Annotated in this window: 14 protein-coding genes; 5 read left to right on the forward strand and 9 right to left on the reverse strand. The window is 72.1% G+C overall.

From position 1 onward, the window contains the following. The first annotated feature begins 154 nt into the window (after positions 1-154). Complete coding sequence (locus HII36_RS47705) at positions 155-1,297, forward strand: aminotransferase class V-fold PLP-dependent enzyme (RefSeq protein ID WP_328808220.1); 1,143 nt, start codon at positions 155-157, stop codon at positions 1,295-1,297. 17 nt (positions 1,298-1,314) lie between these two features. Next, the gene (locus HII36_RS47710) at positions 1,315-1,764 is read left to right on the forward strand and encodes a helix-turn-helix domain-containing protein (protein ID WP_236004736.1); all 450 of its coding nucleotides are present in this window, start codon (positions 1,315-1,317) and stop codon (positions 1,762-1,764) included. Positions 1,765-1,804: 40 nt separating this feature from the next. On the opposite strand, the gene HII36_RS47715 is transcribed toward HII36_RS47710, so the two are convergent. Both HII36_RS47715 and HII36_RS47720 read right to left on the reverse strand, forming a co-directional pair. Next, on the reverse strand, positions 1,805-2,602 hold the full coding sequence (locus tag HII36_RS47715; RefSeq protein WP_173530017.1) for a helix-turn-helix domain-containing protein: 798 nt from the start codon (positions 2,600-2,602) through the stop codon (positions 1,805-1,807). A gap of 202 nt (positions 2,603-2,804) precedes the next feature. Next, entirely contained in the window at positions 2,805-2,945 is a 141-nt protein-coding gene (locus HII36_RS47720; protein ID WP_173530018.1) for a hypothetical protein, read from the reverse strand. 273 nt (positions 2,946-3,218) lie between these two features. Between HII36_RS47720 and HII36_RS47725 the strand changes: the two genes are divergently transcribed. The 3 genes from HII36_RS47725 to HII36_RS47735 all read left to right on the forward strand — a co-directional run bounded on the left by HII36_RS47725 (position 3,219) and on the right by HII36_RS47735 (position 6,312). Beyond that, positions 3,219-4,499 (forward strand): ABC transporter substrate-binding protein, encoded by a 1,281-nt coding sequence (locus tag HII36_RS47725; RefSeq protein ID WP_173530019.1) that lies wholly within the window; start codon positions 3,219-3,221, stop codon positions 4,497-4,499. Positions 4,500-4,576: 77 nt separating this feature from the next. Further along, positions 4,577-5,458, forward strand: coding sequence for a carbohydrate ABC transporter permease (locus HII36_RS47730; RefSeq protein ID WP_173530020.1), 882 nt, complete (start codon positions 4,577-4,579; stop codon positions 5,456-5,458). Next, positions 5,455-6,312 (forward strand): carbohydrate ABC transporter permease, encoded by an 858-nt coding sequence (locus HII36_RS47735; RefSeq protein ID WP_173530021.1) that lies wholly within the window; start codon positions 5,455-5,457, stop codon positions 6,310-6,312. Before HII36_RS47730 ends, HII36_RS47735 begins: the two co-directional genes overlap by 4 nt. 10 nt (positions 6,313-6,322) lie before the next feature. Here HII36_RS47735 and HII36_RS47740 read toward each other — a convergent pair whose 3' ends face one another. The 7 genes from HII36_RS47740 to HII36_RS47770 all read right to left on the reverse strand — a co-directional run. Continuing rightward, positions 6,323-7,381 carry a C45 family peptidase gene (locus HII36_RS47740; RefSeq protein ID WP_328808221.1) on the reverse strand — a complete coding sequence of 353 codons (1,059 nt, stop codon included), beginning with the start codon at positions 7,379-7,381 and terminating at the stop codon, positions 6,323-6,325. A 47-nt stretch (positions 7,382-7,428) separates the two neighbouring features. Beyond that, positions 7,429-9,039 (reverse strand): amidohydrolase, encoded by a 1,611-nt coding sequence (locus HII36_RS47745; protein ID WP_173530023.1) that lies wholly within the window; start codon positions 9,037-9,039, stop codon positions 7,429-7,431. 63 nt (positions 9,040-9,102) lie between these two features. Next, positions 9,103-9,861: an ATP-binding cassette domain-containing protein gene (locus tag HII36_RS47750; RefSeq protein ID WP_173530024.1), complete on the reverse strand. Its 759-nt coding sequence runs from the start codon at positions 9,859-9,861 to the stop codon at positions 9,103-9,105. Beyond that, positions 9,858-10,667 (reverse strand): ABC transporter ATP-binding protein, encoded by an 810-nt coding sequence (locus HII36_RS47755; protein WP_173530025.1) that lies wholly within the window; start codon positions 10,665-10,667, stop codon positions 9,858-9,860. Before HII36_RS47755 ends, HII36_RS47750 begins: the two co-directional genes overlap by 4 nt. Then, positions 10,664-11,506: an ABC transporter permease gene (locus HII36_RS47760; protein WP_173530026.1), complete on the reverse strand. Its 843-nt coding sequence runs from the start codon at positions 11,504-11,506 to the stop codon at positions 10,664-10,666. The genes HII36_RS47755 and HII36_RS47760 overlap by 4 nt, the downstream gene beginning before the upstream one ends. Further along, the gene (locus tag HII36_RS47765; protein WP_173530027.1) at positions 11,503-12,465 is read right to left on the reverse strand and encodes an ABC transporter permease; all 963 of its coding nucleotides are present in this window, start codon (positions 12,463-12,465) and stop codon (positions 11,503-11,505) included. The genes HII36_RS47760 and HII36_RS47765 overlap by 4 nt, the downstream gene beginning before the upstream one ends. Positions 12,466-12,471: 6 nt before the next feature. Next, positions 12,472-14,016: ABC transporter substrate-binding protein (locus tag HII36_RS47770; RefSeq protein ID WP_173530028.1), on the reverse strand; the 1,545-nt coding region annotated here is incomplete at its 5' end.

Genomic DNA, 14,016 nt, shown 5'->3' on the forward strand with positions numbered 1-14,016 from the left:
GTGAGGGGGGGCGGTTGCGGTGAGGGGGGCGGTTGCGGTGGCGAGTTTGTCAGAAGTGCTATTCTCCTACATGAGAGATGCTAATAGCGCTTCTGAGTTCAACCGGGAAACGCTTCTGGCCCTGCGCGCCGACACCCCTGGCTGTGAGCGGGTCGTGCACTTCAACAACGCCGGCTGCGGCCTGCTGGCCACCCCCGTGCTGGAATCCATGCTCGGCCACCTCCGCCTGGAGGCGGAGATCGGCGGTTACGAGGCGTCGGCCGCCCGGGCCGAACAGGTGCACGGCTTCTACACCGAGCTGGCCGCGCTGATCAACTGCGGGCCCGGCAACATCGCCTTCGCCACCAGCGCCACCCACGCCTACTCCACCGCGCTGTCGGCGATCCCGTTCGAGTCCGGCGACGTCATCCTGACCACGCGCAACGACTTCATCTCCAACCAGATCGCGTTCCTGTCGCTGCGCAAGCGGTTCGGCGTCCGCATCGTGCACGCCCCCGACCTGCCCGAGGGCGGCGTGGACGTGGCCGCGATGGCCGCGCTGATGCGCGAGCACCGGCCCAGGCTGGTCAGCGCCACGCACATCCCCACCAACTCCGGCCTGGTGCAGCCGGTCGCCGAGATCGGGGCGCACTGCCGCGAACTCGGCCTGCTGTATCTGGTCGACGCCTGCCAGTCGGTCGGCCAGTACCCGGTGGACGTGGCCGAGATCGGCTGCGACCTGCTCACCGCGACCTGCCGCAAGTTCCTGCGCGGCCCGCGCGGCTCCGGCTTCCTGTACGTCTCGGACCGGGTGCTGGACGCGGGCTACGAGCCGCTGTTCATCGACATGTACGGCTCGCGCTGGGTCGCGCAGGACCGCTACCAGCCGCTGGAGAGCGCGGCCAGGTTCGAGGACTGGGAGTTCCCGTACGCGAGCGTGCTCGGCTGCGCGGAGGCCGTCCGCTACGCCCGGCGGGTCGGTGTGGAGGCCATCTCCCGCCGCACCCCCGCACTGGCCGCGCGGCTGCGCGAGCGGCTGACGGTGATCCCGGGGGTGCGGGTGCTGGATCACGGGCCGACGCTGGGCGCGCTGGTCACGTTCGAGATCAAGGGCTGGCAGGCGCAGCCGTTCAAGGCCGCGATGGACGCGCGCGGCATCAACTCCGCGCTCAGCTTCCGCGAACTGGCCCAGTTCGACTTCGGCGACAAGGACGTCGACTGGTGCCTGCGCGTCTCGCCCCACTACTACAACACCGAGGACGAGGTCGACCAGGTGGCGTCCACCGTCGCCGAACTCGCGGGGACGGCGCCGGCATGAGGAATCCGACGAGACGGATGAACATCCGGACGCGCTGCGTCTCCTGGCCCGGCCGGACACGATGGCCCGCCCCGCACCTGGTCGTGGTGTGGCAGCGCGACGACGACCGCCCGCCGCACGCGGCCAGGCCCGGTCGCGACGACCAGCTCGTGAAGGTGATGGAGTGGGCCCGCGCCAACCTCGACCAGCCCTTGTCGAACGGGGAGCTGGCCAGGCGGGCGCTGATGAGCGAGCGCACCTTCGCCAGGCGGTTCAAGGCGGCCACCGGCTCCACTCCCTACTCCTGGCTGCAGGCCCAGCGGATGGAGCGGGCCGAGGTGCTCCTAGAGACCACCGATCTGGGCGTCGAGCAGATCTCCCGGCTGGTCGGCTACAACACGGCGGCGGTCTTCCGCGAAGGGTTCGTCAAACGCCACGGCGTGCCGCCGCGGTCCTACCGCCGCAGGTTCCGGCGTCCCGTCCCGTGAAAACGCGCGGGACGGGCGGTTCACCCCCCGTCCCGCGCGCCTACCTGGCCGGCGGCGATTCAAGCTCCGCCTCCGCGTAACGGGAGGGAGGCAGCCCGGCGATGCCGCTGAAGTCGCGGCTCAGATGCGCCTGGTCGCTGTAGCCGAGCTCGCTCGCGAGCCGGGCCAGGTCGAGCTTGACGCCGGACGCCGCGCGGGCGGCCGCCTCGTGCTGCCGGAACCGGCGGATCACCCACTTCGGGCCGACGCCGACGTACTCGGCGAACAGCCGCTGCAACTGCCGGACGGTCAGGCCCACCTCGCCGGCCAGGACGTCGACGCGGGTGACCCGGGGCTCGGCGGCGATGCGTCCGACCACCGTGGCGGCCAGCTCGGCGGCGGGAAGCGGCCGGGCCGGCGCCCGGGCGGACAGGAAGTCGTCCATGATCGATACGGCGGAGACGTCGTCGGCCGCGAGCACGGCGGCGGCGAGGTCGTGCGCGGCGGTGCCGAAGACGGCGTCGAGGGGCAGGAACCGGTCGGTGATCGACGACACGGACGCCCCGAGGAAAGGACGGAATCCGCCAGGCAGGAACCGGACGCCGAACACCCGGCCCGCCCCGCTCAGCACCTCGGAGAACCTGCCCCGCGGCACCCCGGCGACCCGGCACCGGTTCTCCTTGAAGGTCAGGTGGACCGCCGGATAAGGCAGGACCTGCTGCTCGTAGGGCTCCTGCCCGCGCAGGTCCCAGGAGACGAACCAGTAGTGGTCGACGAAGGCGCCGAGTGCTCGCGCGGGTTGCGCGGCACGGTAGTCGAACTTGTGCCGCCCGGCCCCCGGGTTGAGGATCGCGGGCATGCGGGCAGCCTAGCAAGGCGGCCGGAGGCCTCCCCGGAGCCGGCCGGGCGCGGGGAGAGCGGCGAGGACGCGCGAGGGGTGGCGCGCGTCCCCGCCGCGCCGCGACATGACGTCCGAGTCAGGCACGCCACATGACGTCCGAGTCAGGCACGCGACATGACGTCCGAGTCAGGCACGCGTCACCTGCGACAGTGGCCGTCAGTCACATGTCACGGTTGTCGGTCGCCGCGCCGCCGTCCGCGGTGATGCGCACGCTGTCGGCGCTCGCCGGCGCCGCGGCCAGCGCGGCGAAGCCCCCCGCCACGCACAACGCGGCGACGGCCGAAATGACGATCCGCTTCATGAGTCCTCCGATCCTCGGGTGCAGACAGGACGAAGACTCGCAGCGCAGGAACGCGTCCGGCCACCGGGAAAGCCGCCGTTCTGGGCCGTTTTCCCGCCAGACGCCGATCGTCTTTCCCGCCAGACCCCGATCGTCCCGCCGCGGGGAATATGCGGACCTGTTACCCACGCACACCTTGACGTGACCGAGCGCGAAGTGGGTTGATGGCCCATATCGACTTGACAACGTTGTCACCTCTCACCACTCGGGGTTCTCGAAGGGATGGTGTGTGCAATGCGACGACGGTGGTTGGCGACCGTCGCGATCACGATGGCGGGCGTGCTGGGCCTGGCCGCCTGTGGTAGCGGCGGCGGAGACGGTGGCGGCGGCGACGCGAAGAAGCAGGTGGAGGTCTTCTCCTGGTGGACGGGACCAGGCGAGGCCGACGGCCTGCAGGCCATGCGGAAGATCTTCGAGGCGAAGAACCCGAACCTGACGTTCTTCGACGCGGCCGTCGCCGGTGGTTCCGGTGACAAGGCCAAGGCGCTGCTGCAGTCGAAGCTCCAGGCCGACACCCCGCCCGACACCTTCCAGGGACACGCGGGCGCCGAGCTGCAGGGCTACATCAAGGCCGGTGACCTGGAGGACCTCACCTCGCTCTACGACGAGCTGAAGCTCAAGGACGTCTTCCCGGCCCAGCTCGTCGAGCAGATCACGCTGGACGGCAAGATCTACTCGGTGCCGGTCAACATCCACCGTTCCAACGTGTTGTGGTTCAACCCGACGGTGCTCAAGGACGCCGGCGTGGCCGGGGCGCCCAAGACGCTGGAGGAGTTCGTCGCGGCGCTGGAGAAGGTCAAGGCCAAGGGCAAGGTCCCGCTGTCCATCGGCTCGGAGTGGACGGTCACGCACCTGCTGGAGAACGTCCTGCTCGCCTCGCTCGGCACCGACGGCTACAACGCGCTGTTCAAGCCGGGCGCCGACTGGAGCGGCCCGCAGGTCACCAAGGCCCTGGAGAGCTTCAAGACGATCATGTCGTACGCGGGCGACCCGCAGGACGACTGGCAGCCCGCCGCCAAGCAGGTCGCCGACGGCGAGGCCGCCTTCAACATCATGGGCGACTGGGCCTACGGCTACTTCCACAACCCGCCGGACGGCGGCCTGGGCAAGACGTCGAAGACGGACTTCGACTGGGCTCCGGCTCCCGGCACCGAGGGCACCTACATGTGGCTGTCCGACAGCTTCACCCTGCCCCAGGGCGCCAAGAACCGCGACGGCGCGCTCGCCTGGCTCAAGGTCGCGGCCAGCAAGGAGGGCCAGGACGCCTTCAACCCGAAGAAGGGCAGCATCCCCGCGCGCAAGGACGCCGACCAGTCGCTCTACACCGACTACCTGGCCGACGCGCTGAAGGACTGGTCGAGCAACAAGCTGGCCGGCTCCATCCAGCACGGCGTGTCGGTGAACCAGACGTGGCTGGCCTCGATCAACGAGGCGGTCGGGCTGTTCATCGCGAGCAAGGACGTCGCGGCCCTGCAGCGGGCCCTGGCCGACGCCGCCAAGGCCAACGCCCAGTAGCGCCGACCGAGTACTGGACGAGTACTGGACGGGTACGGCAGGCCGGCGCGCCTGCCGTACTCGCGGAGGGAGTGGTTGTGAGGCGGGCACGCACCTGGCTGCCTGGGTTGCTCCTCGTCGCACCGTCGATCGTGGCGATCGGCGTCTTCGTGTACGGGATGCTCGGCTGGAACTTCCGCCTGGCGATGACCGACAAGCACGACGAGGTCTCCGAGGGCGAGTTCGTCGGGCTGCGGAACTTCGTCGACATCTGGGACCAGCCGCGCTGGCACCTCTCGGTCGAGCACGCGATCGTGTTCACGGTCGTGTTCGTGGTGGGCGCGTTGCTGCTGGGCTGGCTGCTGGCGTTCCTGATGGAGAAGGGGATCAGGGGCGAGGGCACGTTCCGGGCGATCTACCTGTTCCCGATGGCGGTCTCGTTCGTGGCGACCGGCATCGTGTGGCGGTGGCTGATGAACTCCGGCACGGGGGAGCGGGCGGTCGGGCTGAACCGGCTGTTCGACGCGGTCGGGCTGCCGCAGTGGCAGTGGTTCAGAGACCCGGACTGGGGCATGGCCGCCATGGCACTCCCAGCGATCTGGCAGATGTCCGGATATGTCATGGCACTGTTCCTGGCGGGGTTCCGCGGCGTGCCCGAGGAACTGCGCGAGGCCGCCCGCGTCGACGGCTGCACCGAGTGGGGCGTCTACCGGCACGTGGTGCTGCCGCTGCTGCGGCCCGTCACCCTGTCGGCGCTGATCATCCTGGGCCACATCTCGCTCAAGGTCTTCGACCTGATCGTGGCGGTGTCGGGCAAGCAGATCGTCACCGACGTGCCCGCCGTCTTCATGTGGGTGGCCGTGTTCGACTCCCACGACCCGGCCAAGGGCGCCACGATCGCCTCCTACATCGTGCTCAGCGTGGCGATCTTCGTGATCCCGTACCTGATCTGGTCCGTGCGTAAGGAGAGGCGTTCATGACCGCGGTGGCCACCCGGCGGCCCGTCTTCACCGCGGTGCGGTTCGTGGTGCTGATCGCCTTCGTGCTGATCTTCCTGATCCCGATCTACGTGCTGCTGGCCACCAGCTTCAAGCCGCTCACCGAGGCCGACCCCGGCCAGGCCTGGAACCTGCCCCAGACCTGGACCCTGGACGCCTGGCGGGTCGCCTGGGAGAAGCTCTCGCCAGGACTGTGGAACAGCGTGCTGCTGGCCGTGCCCGGCTCGCTGCTGTCGTGCGCGCTCGGCTCGATGAACGGCTACGTGCTGTCGAAATGGCGCTCCCCCGGCGCGGACGTGCTGTTCACCCTCTTCCTGTTCGGCATGTTCATCCCGTACCAGGGCGTGATGATCCCGCTGGTGCAGCTCCTGGTCGGGCTGAACGACCTGACCGGGCTGCAGGGCGTCTTCTACGGCGGCATCCCCGGCCTGGTGCTCGCGCACGTGGTCTACGGCATCCCGATCTGCACGCTGATCTTCAGGAACTACTACGTGACCATCCCGGACGAGATCATCGAGGCGTCCCGGGTGGACGGGGCCGGGCTGCTGCGCACGTACTGGTCGGTCGTCCTGCCGGTCTCCGGGCCCGCGATCGCGGTGGTCGTCATCTGGCAGTTCACCTCGCTCTGGAACGACTTCCTGTTCGCGGTCTTCCTGACCGGGCCGCAGAGCTGGCCCGCGACGGTCATGCTGAACAACATCGCGGGCGCCCAGGCGACCCCCTACAGCCAGCAGATGGCCGCCGCCATCCTGGCCTCCGTCCCGACCATGGTCATCTACGTCCTGCTCGGCCGGTTCTTCATGCGCGGCCTGATGGCGGGCGCGCTGAAGGGGTGAGCCGCGCCGGTCAGGCCGTGAGCGTGCGCCACGGCCTGTCGCGGGCCTCCATCGGCGAGCCGTCCGCGACCCTGGCGGTGCGGCTCGCCGGTTCGAGCGTGATCGTGGCCAGCGTCGCCCAGCGCTCGCCCGGCGGCAGCGTCATGTCGGGCACGCAGCACAGCGGCGGCTGGCCGGGACCGGAGTACAGGAAGGCGAGCAGCGCGTCCGGGTCGCGCGGCTCCGGCCGGCGCGCCAGCCGGTCGGCCACCAGGTCGTAACGCTCGCCCGAGTCCGGCTGGTAGAGCTCGTTCTTCTCGCCGTCGCGGGGCGCCGGCGACAGGAAGTGGTTGGTGCGGATGAGCGTCCCGCCGATCGGCTCCACCGGGAACACCCCGACCGGCGTGATGTCGGTGGTCACCGCCGTGTCGGCGTCGAACAGCGTGAACGAGCTCGACGCGCTGACCGGCGTCGACCGCACCAGGTCGAGCGCCTCGGCCACCGACCCGGCCTCCTCCAGCACCAGCGCGGCCAGCACGTGCACCGGGACGCCGCCGACCCCGTCCGCGCGGTGGCCGAGGATGTTGAAGTGCAGCGCGAGACCGGCGCTGTTGACGCCGACCTTGCCCAGGATGCCGTGCTCGGTCAGCCCGACGACGTCGTACCCGCCGTCATGCCCGCCGCGCACCTCGTGCGTGTGCCAGTACGGCGCCAGCTCCACGTGCCAGTCCCAGGTCTGCACGCCGAACGTGCGCGGCACGGCGTGCGGCTCCAGCCGGCGCACGATGGTCGAGCACTCGCCGGGCCGCCCGGCGCCGCTCTGCGCCAGGATCTCGGTACGCGCGTTGAGCGCGTACACCTGCCAGGGGTCGAGCCCGGCGCCGGCGGCCACGCCGTCCAGCTCCGCCAGCAGCCGGGGCCGGACGGCGCCGATCACGTCGGCGGTGCGCAGCGCGTCGTCGCGCACCCGGCCCTCGCTCAGCCCGGCCAGGCCGAACAGCTCCAGGTAGAACGCGAGCCCGCCGGGCAGCTCGGCCCGCAGCAGGTCGCCGCGCTCCTTGCCACGCTCGAACGGGTCGGCCGCGCTCACGGCGACATGGTGTCTTTCGGGGTTCATGGTGTCCTTTTGATCGGTGTTCAGCCGTGCTGCACACGGCCGTCGACGACCGTGGCCAGCACCGGGTTCCCGGCCTGCCGCTCGGGCGTGAGGCCGAGAGGATTCTCGGCGAAGACGGTGAAGTCGGCGTCGTAGCCGGGCGCGATGCGGCCCTGGCTGCCGGCCCGGCCGGCGGCGAGCGCGGCGTGCGTGGTCAGGCCCTCGTAGGCCATGCGCGCGGTGAGCCCCTGCGCCGGCTGCACCGGGGCGGTCCCCGGCCGCTCGACCGGGCGGCGCAACTGCGTGTCGGCCAGCAGGATCCGCGGGTCGGCGCAGCCGATCGGCCAGTCGGAGCCGAGCGCCACGACCGCGCCGCGCTCGCGCAGGTCACGGCAGCGCCAGCCGCGTGCCGCGCGCTCGGGGCCGAGCCTGACCGACCAGTTGTCGCTCAGGTCGGCGCGGGTGTGCCTGGTGCCGTGGATGGGCTGCATGCTCGCCACCACGCCGAGCGCGGCGAAGCGGGCGACGGTCTCGTCCGGGATGGTCTCGACGTGCTCGATCCGGTGCGGCGCCGACGGCCCGGCGCCCGCCTCGGCGATGGTGTCGAGCGCGAAGCGGACCGCGCGGTCGCCGATCGCGTGCGTCGCGGTGGGGATCTCGCGCGCGGCGAAGAACGCGACCGCCGCCCGGTAGGCGGCCGGGTCGGTCCACACCGCGCTGCGGTTCTCGCCGTAGCAGTCCGGCTCCTCCAGCCAGGCGGTGCCGTTGTCGATGGTGCCGTCCAGCATGAACTTCACGCCCTCGACCGCCCACCGCCGCCCGCGCAGGCCCTGCAGCGCGGCGATCTCGCGCCACACCTCGGGACCCGAGTCCGGCGGCACCAGCGGCGAGCAGCGCAGCTTGATCGGCAGTTCGGTACGCGACTCCAGGTCGGCGAAGATCTCGTGGCTGGGCGGGCTGAAGTCCATCGCGTGACCGCCGGTGAGCCCGGCGGCGGCCATCCTGGTCAGCTCGGCCAGCACGTAGTCGGCCTGCTGCCGCACCGGCAGCACCGGGTAGGCGTGCTCGACCAGCGCCATCGCGCTCAGCTCCAGCAGCAGCCCGCTCGGCGCGCCGTCCTCGTGCAGCTCCACCGACGCCCGGTCCTCGAACGTCTCGCGGCCGGTCAGCCCGGCCAGCTCGACCGCGCGCGGGCTGACCACCAGCGAGTGCGCGTCACGCAGCAGCAACGACACCGGACGGCCGGGCAGCGCGCCGGCCAGCATCCGGCCGTGCGGCGGCCCGTCGAAGACGTTGGGGTCGAGCCCGTAGCCGAACACCCAGTCACCCTCCCGGGTGCCCGCGGCCGCGGCGCGCAGCGCGCCGAGCACGGCGTCGAGCGTGTTCAGGCCGTCGAGGTCGACGCCCCGGCCGCGCTCGACCGACCCCCACACCGGGTGGATGTGGCAGTCGGTCAGCCCGGGCAGCAGGGCCGCCCCCGCGAAGCGGCGCACCACGGTGTCACGGCCGCGGTGCCGGTCGGCGAGCTCGGCGCCGCCGACCGCGAGCACCTTCCCGCCGGCCACCGCGACCGTCGTCGGCCGCGGGCCGTCCGACCCGTCGAACGGCTCGATCTCGCCGACGACGTAGATCGCCTCAGCCGTGTCGCTCATCGGTCACCTCTCCTGTCAGAACGTCGATGGGTCAGGACGTCGATGCGTCGGAACGTCGACGGGTCAGAACGCGGCGAGCAGGCGCCGCGAGTACTCGTGGACGGGCCGGTCGAAGAACTCCGCGGCCGGCGCCGACTCCAGCACCTCACCCAGCCGCATCACGGCGATCGTGTCGGCCACCCGCCGCACCGCGCCGAGGTCGTGCGAGATGAACAGCGCGCCGAAGCCGTGCGCGGCCTGCAGCTCGCGGATCAGCTCCAGGATCTGCAGCTGCACCGACACGTCCAGCGCGCTCACCGGCTCGTCGAAGACCACGAACGCCGGTTCGGTGATCAGGGCGCGGGCCACCGACACGCGCTGCCGCTGGCCGCCGGACAGCTCGTGCGGATACCGGCCGGCCGCCGCCGCGTCCAGCCCGACCTGCTCCAGGATGCGGGCCACGCGGTCGCGCTGCTCGTCGCGGCCCAGGCCGGGCTCGGCGACGGCGAGCGGCTCGCGTACCAACACGCCGACCCGGCGGCGCGGGTTCAGCGACCACTGCGGGTGCTGCAGCACCGCCTGCACCCGCCCGCGCCGCGCGCGGTCCCGTCGCGCGGCGGGCCGGCCCAGCACCTCGACCAGGCCGCTGTCCGGGCGGCGCAGCCCGAGCGCGACCGCGCCGGTGGTGCTCTTGCCCGAGCCGGACTCGCCGACCACGCCGAGCGTGCGCCCGGCCTCGACCAGCAGGCTGACGTCACGCATCGCCCGCACGCGGGCGCGCCGCCGCCCCCACCCGCTGGTGAAGGTCACCTGCACGTGCTCCATCCGCAGTACGGCGCTCATGCGTTCTCCCGTTCCCCGCCGGCCGGCGTCATCGCCAGCGCCTCCAGCAGCCGCCGCGTGTAGGGGTGCGCGGGCCGGCCGAACACGTCCTCGGTCGGCCCGGCCTCGACCACCTCGCCCTCGCGCATCACCATCACCCGCGTGCACCAGCGGCGTACCGCGCGCAGGTCGTGGCTCACCCAGACCAGCGCGGCGCCCGAGCCGGCGATGAGCCGCACCATGAGGTCCAGCACCTCCTCGCGGACCTGGGCGTCGAGCGCCGCGGTCGGCTCGTCGGCGATCAGCACGCGCGGCTCGCGGGCCATCGCCAGCGCGATCGCCACCCGCTGGGCCATGCCGCCGGAGATCTCGTGCGGGTAGAGCCGCAGCACCCGTTCCGGCTCGCGGATCCGCACGCCGCGCAGCAGCCCGGCCAGCGCCTCCCGGTCGCCGGGACGGCCCAGCGGCCGCAGCGCCAGCCGCAGCTGACGGCCGATGCGCAGCGTCGGGTCGAGCGAGCCGATCGGGTCCTGCGGGATGAAGCCGAGCACGTCACGGCGCAGCGCACGCAGCCCGGACGGGTCCAGCCCGGCCACGTCCACGCCGCCGATCTCCACCGAGCCCGACGTGACCCGGCAGGAGCGCGGCAGCAGCCGGCGGAGCGCGTTCGACAGCGTGCTCTTGCCCGATCCGCTCTCGCCCACCACGCCGAGCAGGTCGCCGGGCTCCAGCAGCAGGTCCACCTCGCGCAGCGCGGGCACCGCGCCGGAGCGTGACCGGTACTCCACCGACAGGCCGCGTACCCGCACCAAGGGGGTCTCGCTCATCCGAGGCTCCTCGTCTCGCGCGGCTCCAGCCGGTCGCGCAGGGCGTCGCCGACGAGGTTGATGGCCAGGATGGCCAGCACCAGCGCCGCCGCCGGGGTGAACAGCAGCCACGGCGCGTGCACCAGGTACGCCCCGCCCTGCTGGATGAGCGAGCCGAGCGACGACTGCGGCGGCTGCACCCCGTAGCCGAGGAAGCTCATCCCGCCCTCGACCAGGATGCCGATGGACAGCGCGTACGTGCCCTGCACCGCGATCGTGCCGCTGATGTTGGACAGCACGTGCCTGACCAGGATGACCGGGGCGGGCACGCCGCTGATCCGCGCCGTGGTGACGAAGTCGCGTCCGGCCACCGACGCCGCCGCCGCGGTGATCATCCGGGTCATCAGCGGCACGGTGACCAGCACGATCGTGGCCACCGCGGCGCTCTGTCCCGGCCCGGCCACCGCGGCCACGAGCACCGCCAGCACGATCGCGGGGAAGGCGTACAGGACGTCGCCGAGCCGGGTCACCGCCTCGCGCAGCAGGCCGCCGCCGTACCCGGCGGCCATGCCGAGCAGCGTGCTCACCACGGCGGTGGCCGCGACCGCGGCGATCGACAGCAGCAGGGTGGTGCCCGCGCCCTCCAGTACCCTGGCCAGCATCGAGCGGCCGAGCGCGTCGGTGCCGAACGGCCACAGCGCGGACGGCGGCGACAGCCGGGGGCCGACGGTGGCGTCCGGGTCGCCCGCGAACGGGACGAGCGCCGCCGCGCCCGAGCTCACCACGATGACGGCCAGGACGGCGAGCGCGCCGGTGAACAGCACGTCGCGGCGGCCGGATACGGGGGATGCGAGCGTCATCGCGCCGCCTTCCGTGTGGTCGAGACGCGCGGATCGAGCCATCCGGACGCCAGTTCGGTCAGCAGACTGACGACGATGAACGCCGCCGCCGTGAGCAGCACCGTGGCCTGCACGACGCCGAAGTCCCTGCGGCCCAGCCCGGAGATCATGTACGAGCCCAGCCCGGATACGTTGAACAGCGACTCCACGATCACCGCGCCGCCCAGCAGGTAGGCCACGATGCTGCCGAGCAGGGTGAGGATCGGGATGCCGACGTTGCGCAGCACGTGATGCCGGACGATGTGCCACGGCGGCTCGCCCCGGCCCACCGCGGCCGCGATGTGCGGCTCGACGAGCACGCCGAGCACCGCGTCGCGGGTGGTGCGCGCGGTCGCCGCGACGGAGAACACCGACAGCACCAGCGCGGGCAGCAGCAGCGCCTGGAACGTCGCGCCGAACCCGCCGGTGCCCGAGGCGAAGCCGCCGACCCGCAGGCCGAGCGCGAACCTGGAGAAGAGGTAGATGACCGCGCTGCCGAGCACGAACTCGGGCAGGCTGATGCCCAGGGCCGAGACGAGCCGCCCGGCGGTGCCGCCGCGGCCCTCGCCGCCGCGCAGCGCGCTGAGCACGCCCAGCGGCACGCCGGCCAGCAGGGTGGCGGTCAGCGACATCGCGGCCAGCAGGCCGGTCACCGGCAGCCGCAGCGCGAGCTCGTCGGCGATCGGCGCCTGGGTGACCATCGAGATGCCCAGGTCGCCGCCGAGCAGCGCGCCCAGCCACAGGAAGAACTGCAGGAACACCGGCTTGTCCAGGCCGTACCTGGCCGACACCTCGGCCCGCTGCTGCTCACTGGCCAGCGGGCCGAGGATGACGTCGGCGTAGCCGCCCGGCATGAGCCGGACCGCGACGAAGATCAGCAGGGCGATGCCGAGCAGGGTGACGGCCGAGCTGAGCACCCGGCCGGCGATCCAGCGCACCATCGCCGCTCACTTGCCGATCAGGCGGAAGCCGGCGATGTGGCGCAGGAAGTCGCCGTAGCCCTCGTCGCTCTGCACGGTCGGGCTCACCGCCGAGGTGTCCACGGCCAGGAACGACGGCCGGTGCACCAGCGGCACGATCTCGGCGTGGCGGTCGGCCGCCGCGCACACCCGCGTCAGCGCCGCGCCGCGGGCGGCCGGGTCGCCGGTGCTCTCGGCCTGCTCGATCAGCGCGTTCAGCTCGGCGTGGTCGGCGGCGAAGCCCTCGGTGAAGCCGGCCAGCTTCGGGTTCCACCAGCGGGTGACCATCGAGGCGTCGACGTAGCCGACGAACCAGCCGATGGCCAGGTCGAACTCGCCCGGCCGGCTGCCGAGCACCATCTTCTCGTAGGTGCCGACGTCGTACTGCTGGATCTTCACGGCCACGCCGAGCTTGCCGAGCTGCTGCTGGATGACCTGGGCGAGCTGGGCGAGCACCGGCTCGGTGTTGTCGATGAGCAGGTTCAGCGACAGGTTCTTCGCGCCGGTCGCGGCGAGCAGCTGCGGGGCCTGGGCCGGGCCGGCCTGCGCCGAGGGCAGCTCGGCGGGCTTGCAGCCGCCGGGCAGGTTGCTCGGTGCGGCGCCGGTCGGCGCGCTCTCGCCGCCCAGGGCGACGTCCACGAGGGCCTGCCGGTCGATGGCGGCGTTGATCGCGAAGCGCACCTTCTCGTCGGCCAGCGGCGAGCTCGGCCGGCGCGAGTTGATCAGCAGGTAGAAGTAGTCGCTCTGCCGCTGCGCGAACACCTTCACCTTCGGGCTGTCGGCGAGCAGGTCGATGGAGTCGGCGTTGTTGAAGTTGGCGAGCTGGGTGCTGCCCTCGCGCAGGGCGGCCATCCGCGTCGAGTCCTGGGGGACGATCTCGATGTTCAGCTTGGTGATCTTCGTCTTGGCGGCGTGCCGGTAGGACGGGTTGAGCTCGAACGTCCACGACTTGTCCTGCCGGTGCTGCTTGGCCACGTACGGGCCGCTGCCGACCATCTGCTTCTTGAGGTCGATCGTGCCCGCGTTCACCTCCTTCATCGGCAGCACCGCGGCCGGGGTGTTGGCCAGCGCGGCCAGGAACGGCGCGTACGGCCGCGCCAGCTTCACCGTCACGGTCGAGTCGCCGCTGGCCTCGATGCTCTCGACCGGGCCGAGCTGCCCGGCCCACACGCTCTTGCCGGTGCGCAGCCGTTCCAGGCTGCCGGCCACGTCGGCGGCGGTGACCTTGCGGCCGTTGGAGAAGGTGGCGGCCGGGTCGAGCTCGAAGACGTAGGTGCGGTCGTCGGGCGTGGTCCAGGAGGTGGCGAGCTCGGGGACGACGGCGAACTTCTCGTCGGTCGTCACGAGCGTCTCGTAGCTGAGACCGGTGAGCATCCAGGTCCGGGCCCACTGCGCGGTCTGCGGGTCGAGGCCGTCGGCCTCGGCCGTGTCGTAGTCGATCTGCAGGGTCACCTCGCCGGTGCGGTTCGCCGCGGGGTCGGCGACCGCGGCGAACCCGGGGGCCGCCTCCTTCTGGGGCTCGCGGGGGACGGG

This window comes from Nonomuraea antri (genome assembly GCF_013283785.1).
In the GTDB taxonomy this organism is placed as follows: domain Bacteria; phylum Actinomycetota; class Actinomycetes; order Streptosporangiales; family Streptosporangiaceae; genus Nonomuraea; species Nonomuraea antri.

What these genes read in the sequence shown, in the direction of transcription:
- HII36_RS47710 (WP_236004736.1), top strand. Translation starts at nt 1,315, where the DNA reads ATGAACATCCGGACGCGCTGCGTCTCCTGGCCCGGCCGGACACGATGG.
- HII36_RS47715 (WP_173530017.1), bottom strand. Translation starts at nt 2,602, where the DNA reads ATGCCCGCGATCCTCAACCCGGGGGCCGGGCGGCACAAGTTCGACTAC.
- HII36_RS47720 (WP_173530018.1), bottom strand. Translation starts at nt 2,945, where the DNA reads ATGAAGCGGATCGTCATTTCGGCCGTCGCCGCGTTGTGCGTGGCGGGG.
- HII36_RS47725 (WP_173530019.1), top strand. Translation starts at nt 3,219, where the DNA reads ATGCGACGACGGTGGTTGGCGACCGTCGCGATCACGATGGCGGGCGTG.
- HII36_RS47735 (WP_173530021.1), top strand. Translation starts at nt 5,455, where the DNA reads ATGACCGCGGTGGCCACCCGGCGGCCCGTCTTCACCGCGGTGCGGTTC.
- HII36_RS47745 (WP_173530023.1), bottom strand. Translation starts at nt 9,039, where the DNA reads ATGAGCGACACGGCTGAGGCGATCTACGTCGTCGGCGAGATCGAGCCG.
- HII36_RS47750 (WP_173530024.1), bottom strand. Translation starts at nt 9,861, where the DNA reads ATGAGCGCCGTACTGCGGATGGAGCACGTGCAGGTGACCTTCACCAGC.
- HII36_RS47755 (WP_173530025.1), bottom strand. Translation starts at nt 10,667, where the DNA reads ATGAGCGAGACCCCCTTGGTGCGGGTACGCGGCCTGTCGGTGGAGTAC.
- HII36_RS47760 (WP_173530026.1), bottom strand. Translation starts at nt 11,506, where the DNA reads ATGACGCTCGCATCCCCCGTATCCGGCCGCCGCGACGTGCTGTTCACC.
- HII36_RS47765 (WP_173530027.1), bottom strand. Translation starts at nt 12,465, where the DNA reads ATGGTGCGCTGGATCGCCGGCCGGGTGCTCAGCTCGGCCGTCACCCTG.